The organism is Urbifossiella limnaea (assembly GCF_007747215.1).
Classification (GTDB): domain Bacteria; phylum Planctomycetota; class Planctomycetia; order Gemmatales; family Gemmataceae; genus Urbifossiella; species Urbifossiella limnaea.
On record NZ_CP036273.1, the window covers coordinates 5,154,321 to 5,174,528 of the forward strand.

General features: G+C 70.7%; 12 protein-coding genes. 4 read left to right on the forward strand and 8 right to left on the reverse strand.

Going from position 1 to position 20,208, the window contains the following annotated elements:
* The first annotated feature begins 55 nt into the window (after nucleotides 1-55).
* The 3 genes from ETAA1_RS21015 to ETAA1_RS21025 are packed head-to-tail and all read left to right on the forward strand — an operon-like array spanning nucleotide 56 to nucleotide 3,099.
* Nucleotides 56-547 (forward strand): DinB family protein, encoded by a 492-nt coding sequence (locus ETAA1_RS21015; protein ID WP_145241948.1) that lies wholly within the window; start codon nucleotides 56-58, stop codon nucleotides 545-547.
* The gene (locus ETAA1_RS21020) at nucleotides 547-1,713 is read left to right on the forward strand and encodes a glycosyltransferase family 87 protein (RefSeq protein WP_145241950.1); all 1,167 of its coding nucleotides are present in this window, start codon (nucleotides 547-549) and stop codon (nucleotides 1,711-1,713) included. Before ETAA1_RS21015 ends, ETAA1_RS21020 begins: the two co-directional genes overlap by 1 nt.
* Nucleotides 1,714-1,743: 30 nt before the next feature.
* The gene (locus tag ETAA1_RS21025) at nucleotides 1,744-3,099 is read left to right on the forward strand and encodes an NAD(P)/FAD-dependent oxidoreductase (RefSeq protein WP_145241952.1); all 1,356 of its coding nucleotides are present in this window, start codon (nucleotides 1,744-1,746) and stop codon (nucleotides 3,097-3,099) included.
* A 52-nt stretch (nucleotides 3,100-3,151) separates the two neighbouring features.
* Here the strand turns inward: ETAA1_RS21025 and ETAA1_RS21030 are convergent, their stop codons facing one another.
* The 8 genes from ETAA1_RS21030 to uvrB all read right to left on the reverse strand — a co-directional run bounded on the left by ETAA1_RS21030 (nucleotide 3,152) and on the right by uvrB (nucleotide 16,234).
* Nucleotides 3,152-3,904: a 3-keto-disaccharide hydrolase gene (locus tag ETAA1_RS21030; RefSeq protein ID WP_145241954.1), complete on the reverse strand. Its 753-nt coding sequence runs from the start codon at nucleotides 3,902-3,904 to the stop codon at nucleotides 3,152-3,154.
* A gap of 54 nt (nucleotides 3,905-3,958) precedes the next feature.
* Complete coding sequence (gene pstC, locus ETAA1_RS21035) at nucleotides 3,959-5,995, reverse strand: phosphate ABC transporter permease subunit PstC (protein WP_145241956.1); 2,037 nt, start codon at nucleotides 5,993-5,995, stop codon at nucleotides 3,959-3,961.
* 107 nt (nucleotides 5,996-6,102) lie between these two features.
* On the reverse strand, nucleotides 6,103-8,172 hold the full coding sequence (locus tag ETAA1_RS21040; protein ID WP_145241958.1) for a PDZ domain-containing protein: 2,070 nt from the start codon (nucleotides 8,170-8,172) through the stop codon (nucleotides 6,103-6,105).
* Between the two features lie 44 nt (nucleotides 8,173-8,216).
* The gene (locus tag ETAA1_RS21045; protein WP_202920307.1) at nucleotides 8,217-9,341 is read right to left on the reverse strand and encodes a S1C family serine protease; all 1,125 of its coding nucleotides are present in this window, start codon (nucleotides 9,339-9,341) and stop codon (nucleotides 8,217-8,219) included.
* 109 nt (nucleotides 9,342-9,450) lie between these two features.
* Entirely contained in the window at nucleotides 9,451-11,298 is a 1,848-nt protein-coding gene (locus ETAA1_RS21050) for a S1C family serine protease (RefSeq protein ID WP_145241962.1), read from the reverse strand.
* A 158-nt stretch (nucleotides 11,299-11,456) separates the two neighbouring features.
* On the reverse strand, nucleotides 11,457-12,710 hold the full coding sequence (locus ETAA1_RS21055; protein WP_145241964.1) for an NPCBM/NEW2 domain-containing protein: 1,254 nt from the start codon (nucleotides 12,708-12,710) through the stop codon (nucleotides 11,457-11,459).
* A gap of 85 nt (nucleotides 12,711-12,795) precedes the next feature.
* On the reverse strand, nucleotides 12,796-13,881 hold the full coding sequence (locus ETAA1_RS21060; RefSeq protein WP_145241966.1) for a hypothetical protein: 1,086 nt from the start codon (nucleotides 13,879-13,881) through the stop codon (nucleotides 12,796-12,798).
* A 205-nt stretch (nucleotides 13,882-14,086) separates the two neighbouring features.
* Nucleotides 14,087-16,234, reverse strand: coding sequence for an excinuclease ABC subunit UvrB (gene uvrB, locus ETAA1_RS21065; RefSeq protein ID WP_145241968.1), 2,148 nt, complete (start codon nucleotides 16,232-16,234; stop codon nucleotides 14,087-14,089).
* A gap of 330 nt (nucleotides 16,235-16,564) precedes the next feature.
* On the opposite strand from uvrB, the gene ETAA1_RS21070 reads away from it, so the two are divergent.
* Nucleotides 16,565-20,152 (forward strand): beta strand repeat-containing protein, encoded by a 3,588-nt coding sequence (locus ETAA1_RS21070; RefSeq protein WP_145241970.1) that lies wholly within the window; start codon nucleotides 16,565-16,567, stop codon nucleotides 20,150-20,152.
* Nucleotides 20,153-20,208 lie beyond the last annotated feature (56 nt).

The following is a 20,208-nucleotide window of genomic DNA, read 5'->3' on the forward strand; positions in this document are numbered from 1 at the left end:
GCTTCCGACACCAGAGCCAGGTTGATAGAACACATTTCGTACCGGAGGACGAACGATGAGCCAAACAGCCCACGAGGCGATTACCGCGGGCTACCGCATGGGCGGGCAGCTCGTCCACCGCATGACGCACGACCTGACGCCGGCCGAGTTCGCGCACCAACCCGTGCCGGGGGCGAACTCCGCGGCGTGGGTCGTCGGCCACCTCGCCGTCACGCTTTGGCGCACCGCCGACCGCCTCGGCGCCCCCGACCTCGCGCCACTGCCGCCGGGCCTGCTCGAATCCTTCACCCAGACCGGCAAACCCGCCGGCGACCAGTCCTCCCTCGTCGACCCCGCCGCGCTGCTCGCGCTGTTCGACACCTGCCTCGCGAAGGTCATCGACGCCGTGCCAACGATCCCCGCCGCGAAGCTGACCGAACCCGCGACGCGGCCCGGGTTCGCAACCACGTTCGGCGAAGGCGTTCTGTTCGGGGCGCTCCACATCGCCATGCACACCGGACAACTGTCGATCATCCGCCGCAGCCTCGGCAAGCCCCCGGTGGTGTGATGGCGCCGCGTCTGCGGTCGGCGCTGGTTGCGGTCGTGGGGTTGCTCGTCGCCGGGGTCGCGGCCGACCGGGTGGTGAACAGCCCGGCGTTTCTCAACCCTCGCGACTTCCTCGAATTCTGGTCCGCCGGCGCCGTCGTGGCCCGCGGCGGCAACCCCTACGACCCCGACGTGCTTCTCGCCGAGCAGCGCCGCGCCGAGCCGGGCCGCGACGCCGCGGTGATGATGTGGAACCCCCCGTGGTCGCTGGCCGTGTACGTACCCGTGGGGCTGCTGCCGGTTCGCTGGGCGACGCTCGTGTGGATCGGCCTCCAGCTCGCCGCGGTCATGCTGAGCTGCGATTGGCTCTGGCGAGTGTACCGCGGCCCGGCTCGGTTGCGGTGGGTGCCCCAGGTGCTCGGCCTCACCTTTGCTCCCGTCGTGTGGAACGTGCTGTATGGCCAGAACGCCGGGCTGTTGCTCCTGGGGTTGGCCGGCTTCGTTCACTTCCGCGTGGCGGGGAAGCCGGGGCGCGCCGGGGCGTGCGCCGCGCTCACGGCGCTGAAGCCGCACTTGCTCGCGGTGTTCGGCGTGCTGCTCGTCCTGGACGCGATGAGCCGCCCCGGGCGAACCGCGCTCGCGTCCGGTGTCGGCACTCTGGCGGCAGCCCTCGGCGGCGTGCTGCTGCTGAACCCGGACGTTGTTGAGCAGTTCGCCCGGGCCACGGCTTACCCGCCGCCCGGAGCGGTTCCGCTGACGGAGTGGGTGCTGCCGGTCGCGTCGTACTGGCTGCGCGTCCTCGTCGCCCCGGAGCGCTTCTGGGTGCAGTTCATGCCATGTGCCGCGGCGTGCGTGGTCATCGCGGCATGGCGGTGGAAGCGGGGCGAGCGCTGGGACTGGCCGGCGGCGCTGCCGTGGGCGGTGTGGGCGTCGGTTCTGGCGACGCCTTACGGCGGCTGGGTGTTCGACTTGGCCGTGCTACTCGTGCCGGTCGTCGCGGTCGCGGCCCGCCTCGCGGCCGGATCGCGGCTCGTGGCGCTGGCGCTGTTCACCCTCGGGCAGCTCGGTGTCACCACCGTGTCGCTGGCGTGGGCGGGCTCGCTGCCGGGGTTCTTCTGGGTCGCGCCGGTGGTCCTGCTCCTCTGCGTGGCCGCGGGAATGACACGCCCCGCGGCACGCGGTTCGTAGCATACCGCTGACCGACGGAGGGCGACGGACATGGCAGGCGGCGCGCAGCACCGGGTGGTGATCGTCGGCGGCGGGTTCGCCGGCCTGAACGCCGCCCGCGGCCTGGCCAAGGCGCCGTGCCGCGTCACCCTCATCGACCGGCGCAACTTCCACCTGTTCCAGCCGCTCCTGTACCAGGTCGCCACCGGCGCCCTCTCCCCGGCCAACATCGCCGCCCCGCTTCGCTCCATTCTCCGCCGCCAGCGCAACACGAACGTCCTCCTCGGCGAGGTCACCGGCTTCGACCTCGGGGCCAAGACCGTGTCCCTCCGCGACGGGGCGACGGTGCCCTTCGACACGCTCGTGCTCGCCACCGGGGCCACGCACACGTACTTCGGCCACGACGACTGGGCCGACCTGGCCCCGGGGCTGAAGACGGTCGAGGACGCCACCGAGATCCGCCGGCGGGTGCTGAGTGCGTTCGAGCGGGCCGAGCGCGAGCCGGACCCGAAGGCCCGCGAGCGGCTCCTCACGTTCGTCGTCGTCGGCGGCGGGCCGACCGGCGTCGAGATGGCCGGCGCGATCAGCGAGCTGGCCCGCCAGACGCTCCGCAACGACTTCCGCGCCATCAACCCTCGTGACTCCCGCATCATCCTCGTGGAGGGCCAGACGCGCGTGCTCGGGGCGTTCCACGAGAAGCTGTCCGCGTACGCGCTCAACGCCCTGCACAAGCTCGGCATCGAGGTCCGGCTCGACTGCCACGTCGTCGGCGTGCAGGCCGACCAGGTCGAGGTCAAGGCCGACCGCCCGGACGCGGTCGCCGCCGCCATCCCCACCGAGACCGTCATCTGGGCCGCGGGGGTGAAGGCGAGCGGCCTCGGCAAGCTCCTCGCCGACGCCGTGGGCGGCGTGCCGACGGACCGCCCCGGCCGCGTGACGGTGAACCCCGACTGCACCGTCGGCAGCCGGTCGGACGTGTTCGTGCTCGGCGACCTGGCCGTGCAGACGGGCGCGGACGGGAAGCCGCTGCCGGGCGTGGCCCCGGTGGCGATGCAGCAGGGCGACTACGTGGGCGGCGTGATCGCGGCCCGGCTGAAGGGCGACACGTCGCCGCCGCGGCCGTTCAAGTACTGGGACAAGGGGAGCATGGCGACGATCGGCATGGCGAAGGCGGTGGCCGAGACGAACGGCCTGCGGCTGACGGGCGTGCTGGCGTGGCTGGCGTGGCTGTTCATCCACATCCTCTACCTGGCCCGCTTCGAGAACCGCGTCCTGGTGCTGTGGCAGTGGGCGTTCAACTACTTCACCCGCAACCGGGCGGCGCGCCTGATCACGGGTGAGAACGCGGCCAACCCCGCCGAGCCGCACCGGGCCGTGCCGCCGGGCGAGGCCGTGGTGAAGGGGTGAGTGGGGCGAACGGCCGGCGTGGGCCGGCTGGTCGCCCCGAGTCTCCGGAGCGTCACGACTTCGGCGCCGGCATCTTGCCCACGACCGGCGTCAGTTCGCGCAGCCAGATGTTGCGGTACTTCACCGGGTCGCCGTGGTTCTGCAGCCGGATCGGCTGCTTCGGCGGGTGCGGCTCGTAGGCCGGCGCCTGATGGAACCACGTCGTCCCCGTCAGCTCGTAGTGGTTCTGCACGACCACGCCGTTGTGGATGACGGTCACATGTCCCGGCTTCGTCAGCTTCTTGTCGTCGCCGAACCGCGGGGCCGTGTAGACGATGTCGTACGTCTGCCACTGGCCCGGCCCGCGGCTGGCGTTCACCATCGGCGGCATCTGCTTGTACAGGGCGGCGCACTGGCCGTCGAAGTACGTCTTGTTGCCGAACGAGTCGAGGACCTGCACCTCGTACCGGTTCGACAGGAAGACGCCGCTGTTGCCGCGCCCCTGGCCGCTCCCCTTCACCACCTCCGGCGTGGCGAACTCGACGTGTAGCTGGTAGTCGCCGAAGGACTCCTTCGTGGTGATGTCGGCGTTGCGGACCACGGCGTAGCCGTCCTTGATCTCCCACTTGTCGCCGTTGACCCACTTCGACAGGTCCTTGCCGTCGAAGAGCACGACGGCGTCGGCCGGCGGGGCGCCGGGGGCGTCGCCGGGCGCGACCACCTTCGGCTCCGGCCAGATGATGCCGCTCTCCCAGCCCTGCTGGACGGCGAGAGCAACGCCGCCGGCGGCGAGGATGAGGACGGCGGTACAGAGTTTCCGGGTCATCGTGCGGCTCCGTGGGGAGGGACGGAGTCACGATACGAACCGGCGCGCCGCGGTTCAGTCCGCCCGCGCCGCTGCCACCACCCGCTTCCCGGCCGCGAGGCGGATGCCGATGTTGAGCACCATCACGACCGCCAGCAGCACGACCGCCCCACCCCAGGCCTGGTCGCGCCAGTCGGCGTAGGGGCTGCGCGAGTAGTTGAAGATGTTCCCCGGCAGGAACGCCGTCTGCGACGCCGGCCGCGCGTGCAGGAACGGGAAGGTGCCGTCCACCGTGACCGGCCACTGGTCGCTGCCGCCGGCGGTCAGCAACAGCGGCGCCGTCTCGCCGGCGATGCGGCCGACGGCCAGGAACACGCCCGTCACGATCGCCGGCAGCGCCGCCGGGAGGATGACCCGCAGCGTCGTCTGCATCCGCGACGCGCCCAGGGCGTAGCTCGCCTGCCGGATGTTCTCCGGCACCAGCTTCATCGACTCTTCCGCACTCCGGACGATGATCGGGATCATCATCACCGCCAGCGCGAACGCCCCGGCCCAGGCGTTGAACCCGAACGGGCTCGGGTACCAGAACGGGTACACCAGCACCGCGTACGCGAAGATGCCGATCACGATCGACGGCACGCCGCCGAGCAACTCGGTGACGAAGCGTACGGCGGCGGCCACCCGGCTGCGTCGCGCCTCGGCGAGGTACACGGCGGCCATCAGCGCGAACGGCACCGCCAGCAGCGTGGCGATGGTGACGATCATGAGGCTGCCGACCATGGCGTTGCCGAGGCCGCCGCGGCGGACGTTCCGGCCCGTCTCGGTCTTCGGGTACTCGGCCCGGTTGTCCTGCCACGCCTGGTACTGCTCGTACTGCGTGTCGGTGAGCGGGGCGCGGGTCCACTCGGTGAACAGCGTGGCGTCCACGGCCGACGCCCCGCGGACGGTGATGTACCCGAGGATGAGGAACAGCGGCACGATGGTGGCGACCAGCCCCGCGGCCAGCACGCCGGTCATGACCTTGTCCCACAGCCCGGCGCGAGAGACCGGAGGCGTGGTACGGGGGACTGGAGACAAGACCGAATCGGCACTCCCGCTCGGCTCAGTGCTCGTCGCATCCGACGTGGAGCTGGCAGCTGTCGGGTTCGGGTTCCCTGTCTCCTGCCTCCTGTCTCCCGTCTCATGCCTCCTGACCCGCGGCCCGCCCACCAGCTGCCGCAGCAGGAGGCGGGCCGTCACGTTGAACGCCGCCGTCACCGCGAACAGCACCAGCCCCAGCGCCACGAGGGCGGAGCGGAAGTCGGGCGTGTCGGCCTCGTTCAGCTGGTTGGCGATGCGGCTGGCGATCGAATCGCCGAGCGCGAACGGGGAGGCGTCGATGACCGCCTGGTTGCCGATCAGCATGGTCACGGCCATCGTCTCGCCGAGCGCCCGGCCGAGCGCCAGGAACGACGCCGCGATGATGCCGGGCCGGGCGTAGGGGAGCACCACGTTCCAGATCGTCTGCCAGCGCGTGGCCCCGAGCGCGAGACTCCCCTCGCGCTGGCTACGCGGAACCGCCTGGCACACGTCGTAGCCGATCGCCGTGATGTACGGCAGGACCATGATGGCCAGGATGAGCCCGGCCGCGACGACGCCGTTGCCGCCGGTGTTCGGGCCGCCGACGGCGTCGAACGCCTTCTGGATCAGCGGCGCGAGGAAGAACAAGCCCCAGAAGCCGTACACCACGCTCGGGATCGCGGCGAGCAACTCGATCAGAAAGGCGCCGACCTTCTTGACCCACGGCGGGGCGATCTCCGACATGTACGCCGCGCTCGCCACGCCCAGCGGCACGGCGATGACCATGGCGAGCACGGAGGTGACGACGGTGCCCCACACGAACGCGAGAACGCCGTATACGGGGCTGCCACCGCCGGCCGGCTTCGGCACCCACTCGGAGCTGGTGAACAGCCGGTACTCGCCGGCCCGCGAGAGGACCGGCCAGGCGTCGTGCAGCAGGACGGCGACGAGCGACGCGACCAGAACCAGGATGCCGACGCCGGCGGCGCGCGTGAGCCCCTGGAAGACGACCTCGGGCAGTGACGACGGGGCCGGGGCGGCGGGCGGGCTCATACGGTGATAGCTACGGTGAACGGGTGACGGGGTGAAGGGGTGACGGGGTGACGGCTGACCGAACTTCATCACCCCTTCACCCGCTCACCCCCTCACCCCGTCATCGGTTACAGCCGGTCGATCGCATCCAACCAGGCCAGGAACTCGGCGAACGTCGGCCCGTCCAGGTACTCCTTGCCGGCGTCCTTCATCAGCCGGTAGCTGATGGGGAAGCGCTTCTCGTCCAGCTGCGCCTTGCCGGCCTCGATCTCTTTCAGTTCCGGGTCGCGGCCGCCGGCGGCCACGAAGAAGCTCAGCGGCTGGGTCGCCACGTTGTCCCGCGGCGGGTTGCCGAGCGTGGCGCCGACGGGGGCCACGCCGCGGAACACGTCGCGTGCCTGGAAACCGAGGTAGTACGCCATCTGGCCGCCGCGGCCGAGGCCGTGCGCCACCACGCGCGCCTTGTCGATCGCGTACTCGCTCATCACGCGGTTCACGTCCGCCAGCACCGTCTCGCTCTCGCTCGGCGTCCACCCCTCGGCCGCCTCCGCCTTCGGCCCCAGGAGGATGGTCCGCGAGCTCTCGCAGAACGGGCGGAAGCTCTTGATCATGGTCTCGGCGTCGCGCGGGCCACCGGCCCCGGCAGGGTGGAGCCACACGAGCAGGCCGTGCGGCACCGCGGGGTCGTAGTTGTCCGGCACGTACACCCAGTGCTTCCGGCCGGTCACCGCGTCGGTCCGCTCCAGCAGCCCGGTGTCGGCCTTCTTCGCGTCCTTCTTCTTCGGGGCGAACGGGTCGTCCTGGAACGCGGCGACGAAGGCCTCGTTCGCGCGGGCCGCCGGCGCGGCCCCGACCAGTGGCACCTTCTCGGGGATGAAGTCCGGGACCGGCGTGAGCTTGGCCTTCAGCGTCACCGTCTTGCTCCCCTCCTTACGGATCACGTCGATGCCGACCTCGGTGCCGGGGGCCATCTGGCTGAGGAAGGTGGCGAGGCTGGCGCGGTCCTTGACCGGCACCTGCGCCTTGTCGCGGGAGGCGAACAGGATGCGGTCGCCGGCCTTCATGCCGGCGGCGGCCGCGGCGCTGTTCGGGTACACGTAGCGAACGCCGACGCCGGCCACGGTGGCGCTGCGGATCGGCAGGATACCGAGGAAGGCGTTCACGTACGCGGGCGAGCTGCCGAGCAGCGTCGCGGGCGGCAACTCGATCTCCTTGTCGCCGCGCTTCACGGTCAGCTTGACGGCGTCGCCCTCGTACTTCGGCCCGAGCAGGTGCTGGAGGGCCGAGAAGTGCGGCACCGGCCGCCCGTCGGCCTTCACGATGGTGTCGCCGACCTGGAGCCCGGCGCGGGCCGCGGCCGAGTCCGGCTGCACCGCCGCGACCACCGGCGGCTCGGCGTAGGTGCCGGTCTTCGGGTCGGGGTTAAACCCGAGGAGCCCGCGGCGGAGTTCCTTCTTCTCCTTCAGCGCCGGCAGCTTCGCGAGCACGTCCTCGAACGGGATGACGAAGCCGATGCCGGAGTCGTACCACTCGAACCCGGCCGTCTCGCCCTCGCCCTGCGGCGACGCCGGCACGATGACGCCGAGCACGCGACCGTCGAGCGCCACGAGCGGGCCGCCGTAGTTGGCCGGCGAAAACTTCGCGTCCGACTGGATGGCCCGGCCGTACAGGCGGTTCTTGGCGCTCACCACGCCGACACTCACCGACGGGGCGCTGGTCGGCGTCGGGTCGAGGGCGCGGCCGAGGGCGAGGGCAGTCTGGCCGATCTTCACCTCGGCCTTCGGCACCGCCGCGGGCACGGGCAGGCCGGTCGACTTGATCTTGAGCAGCGTCAGCATCCGGCTGAAGTCGGTGCCGACGACCGTAGCCACCTCGCGCTCCTTGCCGGGCACGGTGACGAAGATGTCGGTGGGCTTGTTGGCGAAGTTGAACGAACTGGTGACGACGTACCCGTCGGCCCCGACCACGACGCCGGTGGTTGCGCCGGTGCCGCGGCCGATGAAGATGGTCTTACCCTTCGGGTCCTTCCCGCCGGCGACGGCGTCGAGGCCGCCGGCGGTGTGGATCATCACGACCGACGGGGCGGCGCGGCCGGCGGCGGTGCGGACGGCCTTCTCGGCGGCCTCGTCGGCGTCCTGCGCCGCGGCGGGCAGCACGACAGCGATCGCGGCGAGCAGGGCGAGGCGGCGGCGGGTCATGGGGTGTCCTGCGTTCGTCGGAAACGTCGCGCCGGGGGGGGTGGTCACTTCTTCGGTGGCGCCGCCACCGCCGCCCGCGCCGGCGGCGCCGTCAGCGTCAGCTCCACGGGTTGCAGCGTGCCGCCGCGGCGCACCTCCAGCCGGATCGTGCTCCCCGGCCGCGTCTTGGTGCGGAGGTAGTCGTCGAACGCGGCGATGCTCGCCACCGGCTCGCCGTCCACGAAGCTCACCAGGTCGTCGGGTTGCAGCTTTGCCTTTTCCGCTGGGGACCCCGGCAGCACGGCCTCCACGTACGCCGGCGTCCGCGCCAGCACGTTCGGCACGAACACGATGCCGGCCCACCCGCCCTCACCGGCCGTCGGCCGCTCGCGCTTCGTGGGGCGGTACTCGCCCTTCATCCCCTTCGCCACGAACTCCGGCAGGCTGACCGTCACCGTCGCGTCCTTGTCCTTCTCCTTCACGGTCACGTCGACCTTCGCGCCGACCGGGACGGCGTAGTTCATCCACGTGTTCGTCACGTTGTTCTTCAGCTCGCGGCCGATCACGCCGAGCAGTTCGCCCTTGCGGTTGACCAGCGCCCCGCCGGCCGAGCCGGGGTTGTTCGTGATGGCGTCGGTGACGTACACGTCGCCCTTGTACGGGAAGTCGAACGAGCCGAGCTTGCCGCTGAGCTTCGTGTACGCGCCGATGACGCCCTTCTGGGCCGTCAGCGGCTCGTCGCGGAGGGCGATCTCGAACTGGTTCGTGAAGCCGACGGCCGTGTCGCCGGGCGCGGCGATGGGGCGCTTGGCCTCGGCCGCGATGTCGTAGAACGCGAGGTCGAGGCCGGTCGGCTCGCCGGCCTTCTTCCCCTCCACGACCACCCGCAGCAGCGCGGCATCGAGTTCGGGCTCGATCACCATCACCTCCGCCTTGAGGCGGCGGCCGTCGTACAGGTGGACGACGAGGTTGGGGGTGTCGATGAGGGAGTTGGCCACGGTGAGGATGTGGCCGTCGGGCGAGACGAGCACGCCGGTGCCGAAGTTGTTCAGCCGGGTGAACCCGCCGGCCCCGAAGATTTTGACGAGCTTGCCGTTCACCGTCTCGGCCACCTGCACGAGCGGCTGCGCCCGCACGGCGGGAGTGATGCCGACGAGGGCGGCGGCGAAGAGTGCAGTGATTCGCTTCACTGTTCGGGTCCAGTTCAGGTGGTCGAATCGCGCGGAGGGGTGAGGGGGTGAAGGGGTGAGAAAGTACCCCACGCTTGTCACCCCTTCACCCCTTCTCCCCCTCACCCCTTCACTGCAATGCCCACCGCGTGACCGTGAGCACGGCGTACCGCTTGTCCGCGAAGCGGCACTCGACGCGGTGCGGCAACTGCCGGCCGGCCCCGGCGTCGCGGTAGTCGGAGAGGTACACCTCGCAGGGGTCGGCGTCCTTCGACAGGTACGCCTCAAAGCCCATCAGCCTGGCGTCGGCCCGGCTGTGGTACCACTTGCACGTCACCGGGCCGTGCCGGGTCCGCATCACGTCCGCGTCCACGCGCAGCGCCGCGAGGCTCTTCGGCGTCGCGCCGTCGGCCGGCGGCGGGTAGAACGGCTCGCCGCCGCCGTGGAGGAACTCGCCCTCGAAGCCCTTCGGCCCGGCCGTCAGGAAGCGGCGGTAGTGGTAGAGCGCCATCATCAACCCGCCGCTGCCGATCGGCTCGGCCTGCTCGCGCAGGTCGGTCTGCTTCAGCGGTTGCAGCTTGTGCTCGATGTTCAGCTTCAGCGTCACCCGGGCGTCGTCGCCGCCGCCGGGGGCGATTTCGAGCCGCATGTCGCCCTTCCGCTGGTCGGCCTCGTAGGTGCCGTCCGCGACCCAACTCCCCTGCGCGGCGGCGAAGTCCCCGTGCTTCTTCGCGGCGGCCAGGAGCTTGTCGCGGGCCAGGTCGTTGAAGTAGGCGTTCGCCAGCCCCTTCCCGCCCGGCTTGTACAACTTGGACGCCGGCGTTTCGACCTTCGGGGCCGGCCCGCCGACGGGCATCGGCCGCGGCTGCTTCGGGTCGGCGGGCCGCTCCGACTTCTCGGCGGGCGTCGCGGTCTGGAGCCGCACGAGAATCTCGCGGCTCTCGTTCTCCCGGCGGTAGGTGATGGGCACGCGCCAGCCGGCGGGGAAGGTACCGAGAATGTTCTTGTAGTGGTTCGTGCTCGACATGTTCCGGCCGGCGAAGTTCGTCAACTGGTCGCCGGCGCGGAGGCCGCGGCGGTAGGCGTCGGCGTCGTCGAGAATCTGGCGGACCACCATGCGGGCCAGGTCGGCGTCCTCGTTCTCCGTCAGTACCAGCGCGCCGAGCGTGGCGTGGTCGGTGGCGATGCCGGCGTACAGGTGAACGAGGAAGTTCTTGATCTGGTTGATGGAGATGGCGTACCCCACGCCGACGTTCACCCGGCCGCGCTTCTCCAGCGAGATGCGGCCGTTGATGCCGATGAGCTGGCCGCGCATGTTGAACAGCGGCCCGCCCGAGTTGCCGGGGTTGATCGGCACGTCCACCTGGATGCAGTCGGTGTACTCCTGCCCGCCCGGCCGGCTGCCGAGCGGCTCGTACCGGTTCGTGCCGCTGACGATGCCGAACGTGACCGTCGGCGTGAAGTCGAGCGCGACCGAGAACGGGTTGCCGGCCGCGAAGGCATACTCCCCGAGCCGCACCTCGTCGCTGTTGCCAAGTTGTACGAACGGGAACGGCTTGCCCGGCTCCTTCGGCAGCAGCTTGATGAGCGCCACGTCGCCGAGGAAGTCGTAGCCGACGAGCACGGCGTCGTAGAAGACGCCGTCGGCGAGCCCGCACCGCATGACGCCCGGGGCCATGCCCGGGGCGGAAATCACGTGGTGGTTGGTGAGGGCGTAGCCCTCGGGGTCGATGATGACGCCCGAGCCGCACCCCTTCCCGTTCAGCATGTTCACGGCGACGACCGCCGGCGACACCTTCTCGATGACGGCGATGCGGTCCTGCTCGGAGGTCTGCACAAGGGGGGCGAGCGCGATCGGCGCGGCCGGCGGCTGCGCGGCGACGGGCGCGGGTACGGCGACGGCGGCGGCGAGGAGCCCGGCCGGCAGGGCGGCGACGGCGAGAGCCCGGAGGATGCGGACGAGGTGGCGTCGCGTCATGGGTGTGGGGTTCCGGGCGGGCGGGTCGGCTCGGGCATTGTAGGTCGGGTCGTCGAGACCCGACGCGGGGCGCGGACAACACGGGGACGAATACCACGCGCGTCGGCGCCTCGGGTTCGTCGCCGGTCGTGATCGATCGCCCGACGAAAACACCTGCGTTACTTCTGCACTTTCGCGTCGGCGAGGATCAGGTACGCGGCCGTCTCCGAGGGGTAGTCGCGGTCCACGGCGATTCGGAGCTGGCGGACGCCCTTCACGTCCACGCTCAGCGCGCGGGCCTTGTCTTTCCCCTTGAACGCGTCCGTGGCGATCACCTTGCCGTCGGCCTCGATCGTCAGCTTCAGCTCGGCCGCGTTGCCGTGGCGGGCGTCGGCGAAGCCCACCGTCGCGCGGAACTCGCGGTACTCGCCGCCGAGCGGGAAGGTCAGCGCCGAGTCGGCCGACACGGCCAGCCCCTTCGGCACCGGCGCCCCGTCCAGGGTGAGCGTCGGGCTGTCGCCGAGGAAGCGGTCGCGCAGGAAGGCCCCGGGCCGCGTCTTTCCTTCGAGCAGCGGGAACGCCTTGGCGTCGGCGTCCGCCACACCCGCCGCTTCCACTTGCGGCGTCAGGTCGCTCAGGTAGGCCACGTTCCCCTGGGCGTAGTCCAGCTGCGCCACCGCCGCCGCGGCCGGGTAGGCGACCGACACGCCGCTCACGGTCTTCACCTTCACGCCGCCACCACTCACGCCGATCTCCCGGGCCACGAGCGAGTTGCCGAACACGTCCTTGAGCTTGCACAGCGTCGCCGGCGGCCGCCCGTCGGACGGCTGGTTGAACACCAGCCCGCCGGTCGCGCGCGACAGCCGCAACTGCTCCTTCGCCCCGCCCTCCTTCTCGAACGTAAGTTCGGTGCCGTCGGCGTTCCCTTCGTGGATCGTGCCCTGCACGAAGTTCAGCCCCTCGGCCGTCCGCATGACGTAGAGGTCGCGCTTGCCGCGGGTGCGGAGCATGGCCTGCCAGTTGTCGCGGTGCTTGGCGTCGTCGGCGTTGCGGCAGACGGAGAAGACGCTCGACAGCGGCAGTTCTAACGCCGGCGCCGTCACGCCAGCCGGCCCCGCCAGGAGCTCGACGTCGAGGCTCTTCCCCTTCACCGCGAACTTGCCGACCCGCAGCACGGAGCCGTCGGTGAGCTCGACCTCGTGGTACTTCTGGTCCTTGACGGGGACACCGATCTTGTTCCCCAAGTCGATGAGGAGCACGTCCTTGGCAGGCACCTTTACCTCGGTGCCGCCGGCGTTGAACGTCACGCCTTCGGCATCGACGGCGACGAGCTTCCCTGTCAGCTTCTTACCGCCGACGAGGGTAATGTCGTCGGCGCGGGCCGCGACCACGACGGCAAGCAGGGCGACCGCAACGAGGGGGCGGGTGAACATGCTGTGCTCCTGAACCCGTCTTACGCAGAAAGCCCGGGGACGGCCGTCCCCGGGCTTTCAGGTGGTTGCTATCACCGGGGAACCCTTACTGCCGCGGGGCGAACCCGTGCAGCCGGTTGAGCGAGCGGAAGTACTCGTCGATCATCGGCTTGTACCGGGCCGGGAGGTCGCGGGTGAGCTCCTGCACCAGCGCGTCGCGGCGGTCCGGCGGCAAGGTGCCCCACTGCTCGGCGGCCTCACGCAACTTGCGGTCGTCCACCTTGCCCGCGCCCGCCCCGCCCATGATCCCGCTGTCCGGGGCCGGCTGGGTCGGGTTGGTCGAGCCGCCGGCCAGCTTGTCGCCGGGCTTGCCGCCGTTGGGGCAGTTCCCGCCGTTGCACTGGCCGCCCTTGCTCTTGCTCTCGGCCTCCTTGATCAACTCGTCCAGGCGGAACACGATCCGCTTCTGGATGTCCTGAGTCTTGTCGCCGGGGCGGGACAGGTCGAGGCGGCGGCCGCTGTTGTCCATCAGCCGGCTGATGTTGGTGAAGTCCTTCGGGTCCGGGTTCCAGGCGATCATGTCGGCGATCATCATCAGGCCGACGCGGTTGTACCGGTCCGGGCTGTCGGTCACGTCGTCGCGGAGCCGCACGATGCTGGCCAGCGCGGCGTCGCGCTTCATGGTGGCGTGCTCGGCCACGGCCTTGAAGAAGAAGAACCCGGCCGGGTCCACGACCTGCTCGGGCGTGACGCCGGCGAGGGCGTCGAGCGCCTCCTCGTAGGCCCGCTTGTTGGCGTTGGCCCGCGCGAACACCAGCGCCAGGTTGGCACGGGCGAACGGGTCCAACTTCGAGTCCTTCAACAGGGCCGGCACGGTCGAGGCGGCCTCGGCGCGGCGGCTGTCGGCGATGACGGCTTCGGCTTCGGGGCTGCCGATGGCGACCGTCTCGGCGACCTTGTCGAGGAGCGTCAGGTCCTTCTTGTCCCACACGGCCTGGACGCGGGCGGCGTCGTGGCGGCCGGCGGCCTTCAGGACGGCCTCGGCCTTCGCACGGGCCACGTCGGCGGCCATCGGGCGAAGGGAGCTGAAGCCGTAACCCGGGCGGGGGATGGTATTTTCGGCGGCGGTGGCGGGTGCTGCGAACAGGCCGGTGGCGAGGGCCGCGGCTGCGAGACACGAGCGGGGCGTCACATCATCCTCCTCGGTCACGAAAGGGCGGGAGGTCCGGAAAGCGCGGTCGGGCGGGGGGAAGAGCGGGCCGCCTAATCGCCTACCTTAACTTCGGCACAGACGAAAAACAATTCTTATCCGAAACTTCTCAGGAATTCCCCATCACCGCTCCGGGCCGTCACGGCTTAGAGGGCTGACGAGCAATACCGAAGCGAATAACAGGCCATCAGGCCCCCTCAGGCTTTCGGCGAGGGCCGGGTAGGTTCGTTGGTCGCAGTGTCGGATCAGCTCCGCCGCGGCGACCTTTGCCACGCTTTTTCTTCTCCGGCAGGCGCGGGGCGATCACCTTCCCGCCCAGCACGCTCGGCGGGGCGCCGTCGCCGTACTTCTTCTTCAGCTCCGATTCGAGCTTCACCACCTGGTCGCGCAGCTTCTGGGCCCGCTCGAAGTCCAGCCCCTTCGCCGCCTCCAGCATCTCGGCGTACAGCGACTGCACGTACTCGATCGTCACGTAGTCCGCTTCCGCCGCAGCGGTCGCGCCCGTCGCCGCCTCCGTCGCCATCTTGTGCGCCTCGATCTCGTCCTCGATCGAGTTGCGGATCGCCGTCACCACCGACCGCGGGGTGATGCCGTGCGCGGCGTTGTACGCCAGCTGCACGTCGCGCCGGCGGTTCGTCTCGCCCATCGCCCGCGCCATGCTGTCAGTCACGTTGTCGGCGTACAGGATCACCTCGGCGTTCACGTTGCGGGCGGCCCGGCCGATCGTCTGGATCAGCGACGTTTCCGACCGCAGGAAGCCCTCCTTGTCGGCGTCGAGAATCGCCACCAGCGACACCTCGGGCAGGTCGAGCCCCTCGCGCAACAGGTTCACGCCGACGAGCACGTCGAACGTGCCCTCGCGGAGCTCGCGGAGTACCTGGATCCGCTCGATGGCGTCGAGTTCGCTGTGCAGCCAGGCGCAGCGCATCCCGGCGTCGCGGAAGAACGTCGTCAGGTCCTCGGCCATCCGCTTCGTCAGCGTCGTCACCAGCGTCCGCTCGCCCTTCGCGGCGCGGGCCTGAATTTCGCTCTTCAGGTCCGGCACCTGCCCGCGCGCCGGCTTGACGTGAATCACCGGGTCGACCAGCCCCGTCGGCCGGATCACCTGCTCGACCACCTCGCCGCCGACGCGCTCCAACTCGTACGCGGCGGGCGTCGCCGACAGGCACAGGCACTGCTTCAGCCGCCCCTCGAACTCGGGGAACTTGAGCGGCCGGTTGTCCAGCGCGCTCGGCAGGCGGAAGCCGTGTTCGACGAGCGTCGTCTTGCGGGCAAAGTCGCCGTGGAACATGCCGCGGACCTGCGGCAGGCTGACGTGGCTCTCGTCTACCACGACGAGGAAGTCTTCGGGGAAGAAGTCGATGAGCGTGTACGGCGGGTCGCCGGGGTTGCGGCCGCTGAACCAGCGGGCGTAGTTCTCGATGCCCGAGCAGTAGCCCACCTCGCGGAGCATGTCCAGGTCGTACCGGCAGCGGGCCTTCAGCCGCTCGTACTCCAGCAGCTTGCCCTCGGTCTTGAACTGCTCCAGCCGGGCCGTCAGTTCGGCCTCGATGCCGGTGATCGCCTCCTTCACGCGCTCCTCGGGCGTCACGAAGTGCTTCGCCGGGTAGACGTACAGCTCCTCCAGCGGCTTGATCGTCTCGCCGCTGACGGGGTGGATGACCGAGAGCGCGTCCACCTCGTCGCCGAACAGCTCCATCCGGTACGCGACTTCCTCGGAGGCCGGCCAGATGTCGATGGTGTCGCCTCGGACGCGGACCTTGCCGCGCTCGAAGGCCACGTCGTTCCGCTGGTACTGGATGTCCACGAGCCGCAGCAGCAGGTTGTCGCGGTCGATGACCTCGCCCTTCTGGACGTACACCATCATCCGCTTGTAGTCGGACGGCGAGCCGAGGCCGTAGATGCACGACACCGACGCCACGATGATCACGTCTTCCCGGCTCACGAGCGCGGACGTGGCGGCGAGGCGGAGGCGGTCGATGTTCTCGTTGATGGAGCTGTCTTTTTCGATGTAGATGTCGCGCTGCGGGATGTACGCCTCGGGCTGGTAGTAGTCGTAGTAGCTGACGAAGTACTGCACCGCGTTGTGCGGGAAGAAGCCCTTGAACTCCTTGTACAGCTGCGCCGCCAGCGTCTTGTTGTGGGCGAGCACGAGCGTCGGCTTGCCGAGCCGGGCGATGACGTTGCTGGCGGTGAACGTCTTGCCGGTGCCGGTGGCCCCGAGGAGAACCTGGAAGCTCTTGCCGCGCTCGAACCCGGCGACGAGTTGCTCGATGGCCTTCGGTTGGTCGCCGGCCGGCGGGTAGTCGCTGACGAGCTGGAACTTCGCGGCCATCGAGCGGCTCCTGGCGGGCGGGGAGAGGTGAATTGTAACGGTGCCGCGCCGCAGGGGGATGTCGGATGCGATGCACGACTTCGGCGACCCGCTGTCGGACGTGCCGTTCTCCCTCCCCGCCGGCAGGGCGGTCAGGACGCCCGTGCTCGGGCCGATCTCCGCGGCCGCGTTCGGCGAGGGGCCGCCGCACCGGGCCGAGTCGGAGTGCGGACCGGGCCATCCCGGACGACCGACACAGCTTGCGCCAGTTCGCACGCCCATTCGGGATGCCGATCGTTGCGGCGGCGGCCGAAGGCGAGTAGGCTCGGCGGTTCACTCCGGAGCCCACCCATGCCCCGCCCCGTGCCGCGCCCCCTGTCCGGCCGCGTCGAATCGCTCGAAGACCGCGTCACCCCGGCCATCGCGATGGCGCTGGCCGGGGCGACGGCGACAATCACCGGCGACGCGGTGAGTGACACGCTTGTCGTCACGGTCGATACTGCAACGGCCGGCGGTCCGTTCCTGGCCCACAACCGGGTGACCGCCGGCGACGCCGGGTTCGTCAGCAACCTCGACTTCGACAGCACCCTGGCCGGCGTACAGACGCTCGCGGCCACAGCCGCGAGCTCGCTCATCATCAGCGACCTCGGGGACGGCGACGACGCCCTCCGGATCGTCCGCGGGTCCGACGGCGCGACTGGCAGCGGGGATGTGGACGCGACCGTGGGCATCGACAACCTGGGGGGCGACGCGGGGGACTCGATCACCGTCGATGACAGCACCCGCACCACGGCGGCGACGTACACCTACAACCGGGTTGGGGTCGCGTTCGCCGGGCCGGGGTACAACGTGTCCCTGAATGCGTTTCACTCTGGCGGGTTCTTCTTGACCACCGGGACCGGGTCGGACACGGTCAACGTGACCGGCACGTTCGGCAACTCGCAAGAGGTGACCCTGAACTCGGCCAACGGGCTCGATACCGTCAACATCGGAGCGATGTCCGAACTGTCCTCGACCGTGACCGTCAACAACACCCCGTCGCTCACGACCGTCAACATCGATTCCTCGGCCGACGGGGCCGCAACTTACACCCTCACGGCCGGGCAGGTGACCTCCAGCCTCGCCGGCGCGCCGGTCATCTTCACGCCGATCGACATTTCCGTGGTCAACCTGACGACCGGCGGCGCCGCCGACGTCATCAACGTCACCGCGACCATCAACCAGACGAACGTGACCGCCGGCGACGGGGGCGATGTCGTCGCCTTCGCCGCCGGTGCGACCTTGTCCGGGGGCACGCTCGACGGCGGGGCGGGCACCGACACCCTCGACTACACCGCGTACACCACGCCGGTCGCCGTGAACCTCGGCCTCGGCGTGGCCGGCCTCACCGCCGCACTGGACGGCGGGCAGGAGGTGCCGTCCAACGGCATCGCCGCGGCCGGGACCGGGACTGTCTCGAACTACAACGCCCTCACCCGGACGTTCGACCTGAACCTGACCGTCGGCGGGCTCGCCCCGGCGGCCGTGACCGGCATCCACCTGCACCGCGGCGGACTCGGGGCGAACGGACCGATCGTGCTCGACCTGCTCGCGCTCGGCACCCTCCTCCCGAACGGCACCGGGTTCACGCTCGCCCTCAACGGCCTGGACGTGGACGCCTTCCTCCTCGGCGGGGCCGCGAACGAGGCCGCGTTCCTCGGCGGGCAGACGTACCTGAACGTCCACACCGCGGCGTTCCCGAACGGCGCCATCCGCGGGCAGGTGTTCTCGACCGGGAACGTCGCCCTCCCGTCGGGCACCGCGACCGGCATCACTTCGGTGACGGGCGTCGAGAACGCGACCGGCGGGGCGGCCGGCGACAGCCTGATCGGGACCACCGCGGCAAACGTGCTGAACGGCCTGGGCGGGAACGACGTCCTCCTCGGCGGGCCGGGGGCGGACACGTTCCTCGGCGGGGCGAACGACGACACGCTCATCTGGAGCAACGGCGACGGCTCCGACGTGATGGACGGGCAGGCGGGGAATGACACCGTGGCCGTGAACGGGAACCTGACCGTGGCCGACGTATTCACCGTCGCCGCGAACGGCTCCCGCGTCGACTTCGACCGCACATCGGCCGGCCCGTTCAGCCTCGACATCGGCACCGTCGAGACGATGCGGGTGGCCGGCGTCGGCGGGGCTGACACGTTCACCGTCAGCGACCTTTCGACGGTCGCCAACCTCCAGTCGGTGCAGCTGTTCGGGCTGGCCGGCACCGACACGTTCGAAGTCACCCCGTCCACGGTGCCCGTGAGCGTGTTCGGCGGCGGCGGCACCGACACGCTGAACCTCGGGCCGACGACCGGGCCCACCGACCCGTTCGTCACGCCCGTCGCGGACCCGGCCGGCGGGGTGACGGGGAGCACCACGTACACGATCCCGACCCCGTCGAGCATCTTCTTCTCCCAGATCGAGCCGCCGCCGGAACCGTTCAACTTCCTCACCGTCACCGCCACCGACGGCCGCACGATCTCCGTCGTGGGTTCCACGGTGACGATCACCGTCGTGGTGACGAACACCTCGCCCGTCGGCATCGGCGGCATCGGCGTGAGCGACCTGTTCCCGCCGGAACTCACGGGCGTCACGTGGACGGCGGCGTACACCGGCAACCGCTCGTCCGGGGCGGCGAGCGGCAGCGGCGACATCGCCGAGTTGGTGAACCTGGAGGCCGGCGGGAGCGTGACGTACTCCGTGACCGCGAGGCTCCGCACCGACGTGGCCGGGTCGTTCACGAACACCGCGACCGCGACCGTGCCGGCCGGGCTGGTTGACGGCAACACGGCCGACAACACCGCGACCGACAGCACCACCATCAGCGCGGCGCTGCCGACGGCGCTGGTCGTGACCGGGCCGGGCGGGGGCAGCGGGCTGCGGTTCGCCTCGTCCGGCGGGCAGCTCGTGTCGCCGCAGACGGTGGCGTTCTTCCCCGGCTTCCTCGGCGAAATCCACGTCGCGCAGGGCGACGTGGACGACGACGGCGTTCCCGACATCGTCGCCGCCACCGGCCCCGGTGCGGGGGTATTCCAGGTGGTCCGCGGCAGCGACGGCGCCGCGGTGACGCAGATCGAACCGTTCCCCGGCTACGCCGGCGGGCTGTTCGTCGCGGTCGGCGACCTGACCGGCGACGGCAAGGCCGACATCGCCGTGATGCCGGACGCGGCCGACGCCTTCACCGGGCCGATCAACCGCGAGCTGCCGGTGCGGGTGTACAGCGGCGCCGACTTCTCGCTCGTGGCGGCGTTCAACGGGCTGGCCGACCTGCAAGGGGCCAGCGGCGAGAACGACGGCACGAAGCTCGGCGGCCGGCCGGCCATCGCCGACGTGAACGGCGACGGCACGCCCGACCTGCTCGTGGCCGCGGGGAACGGCGGCGGCCCGCGGGTGACGGTGTGGAGCGGCGCCGGCTTCCCCGGCGCCGCCGGCGGCAAACCCACCGTGAACCCGCTCACGAACCTGTTCGTGTTCGAGAGCACGCAGCGCGGCGGGGCGTTCCTGACGGCCGGCGACGTGAGCGGCGACGGCGTCGCCGACATCATCGTCGGCGGCGGGCCGGGCGGCGGGCCGCGGGTGCGGATCGTGAGCGGGGCGAAGCTGTTCGGCCTGTCGAACCTCGACGTGAACCTGGACGACCCGGCGAACCTGGCGAACGGGCTGGTGCTGAACAACTTCATCGCCGGCGACGGGAACCTCCGCGGCGGGCTGCGGGTGGCGGTGGCCGACGTGGACGCCGACGGCCGGGCCGACCTGGTGACCGGCAGCGGCACCGGCGAGGGGTCGTCGGTGCGGGTGTACACGGGGCTGGCGCTGGCGGCGGCGTTCGGCACCAGCTCCGAGCCGGGCGTGAACCAGGTGCTCGACCCGTTCGCCGCTGTCGTCCCCGGCGGCGTGTGGGTGGGCTGATCCAGCCCCTTGACGCCGCCCGCGGGGTGTCCGATCATGGCGGTCCCACCCGCCCG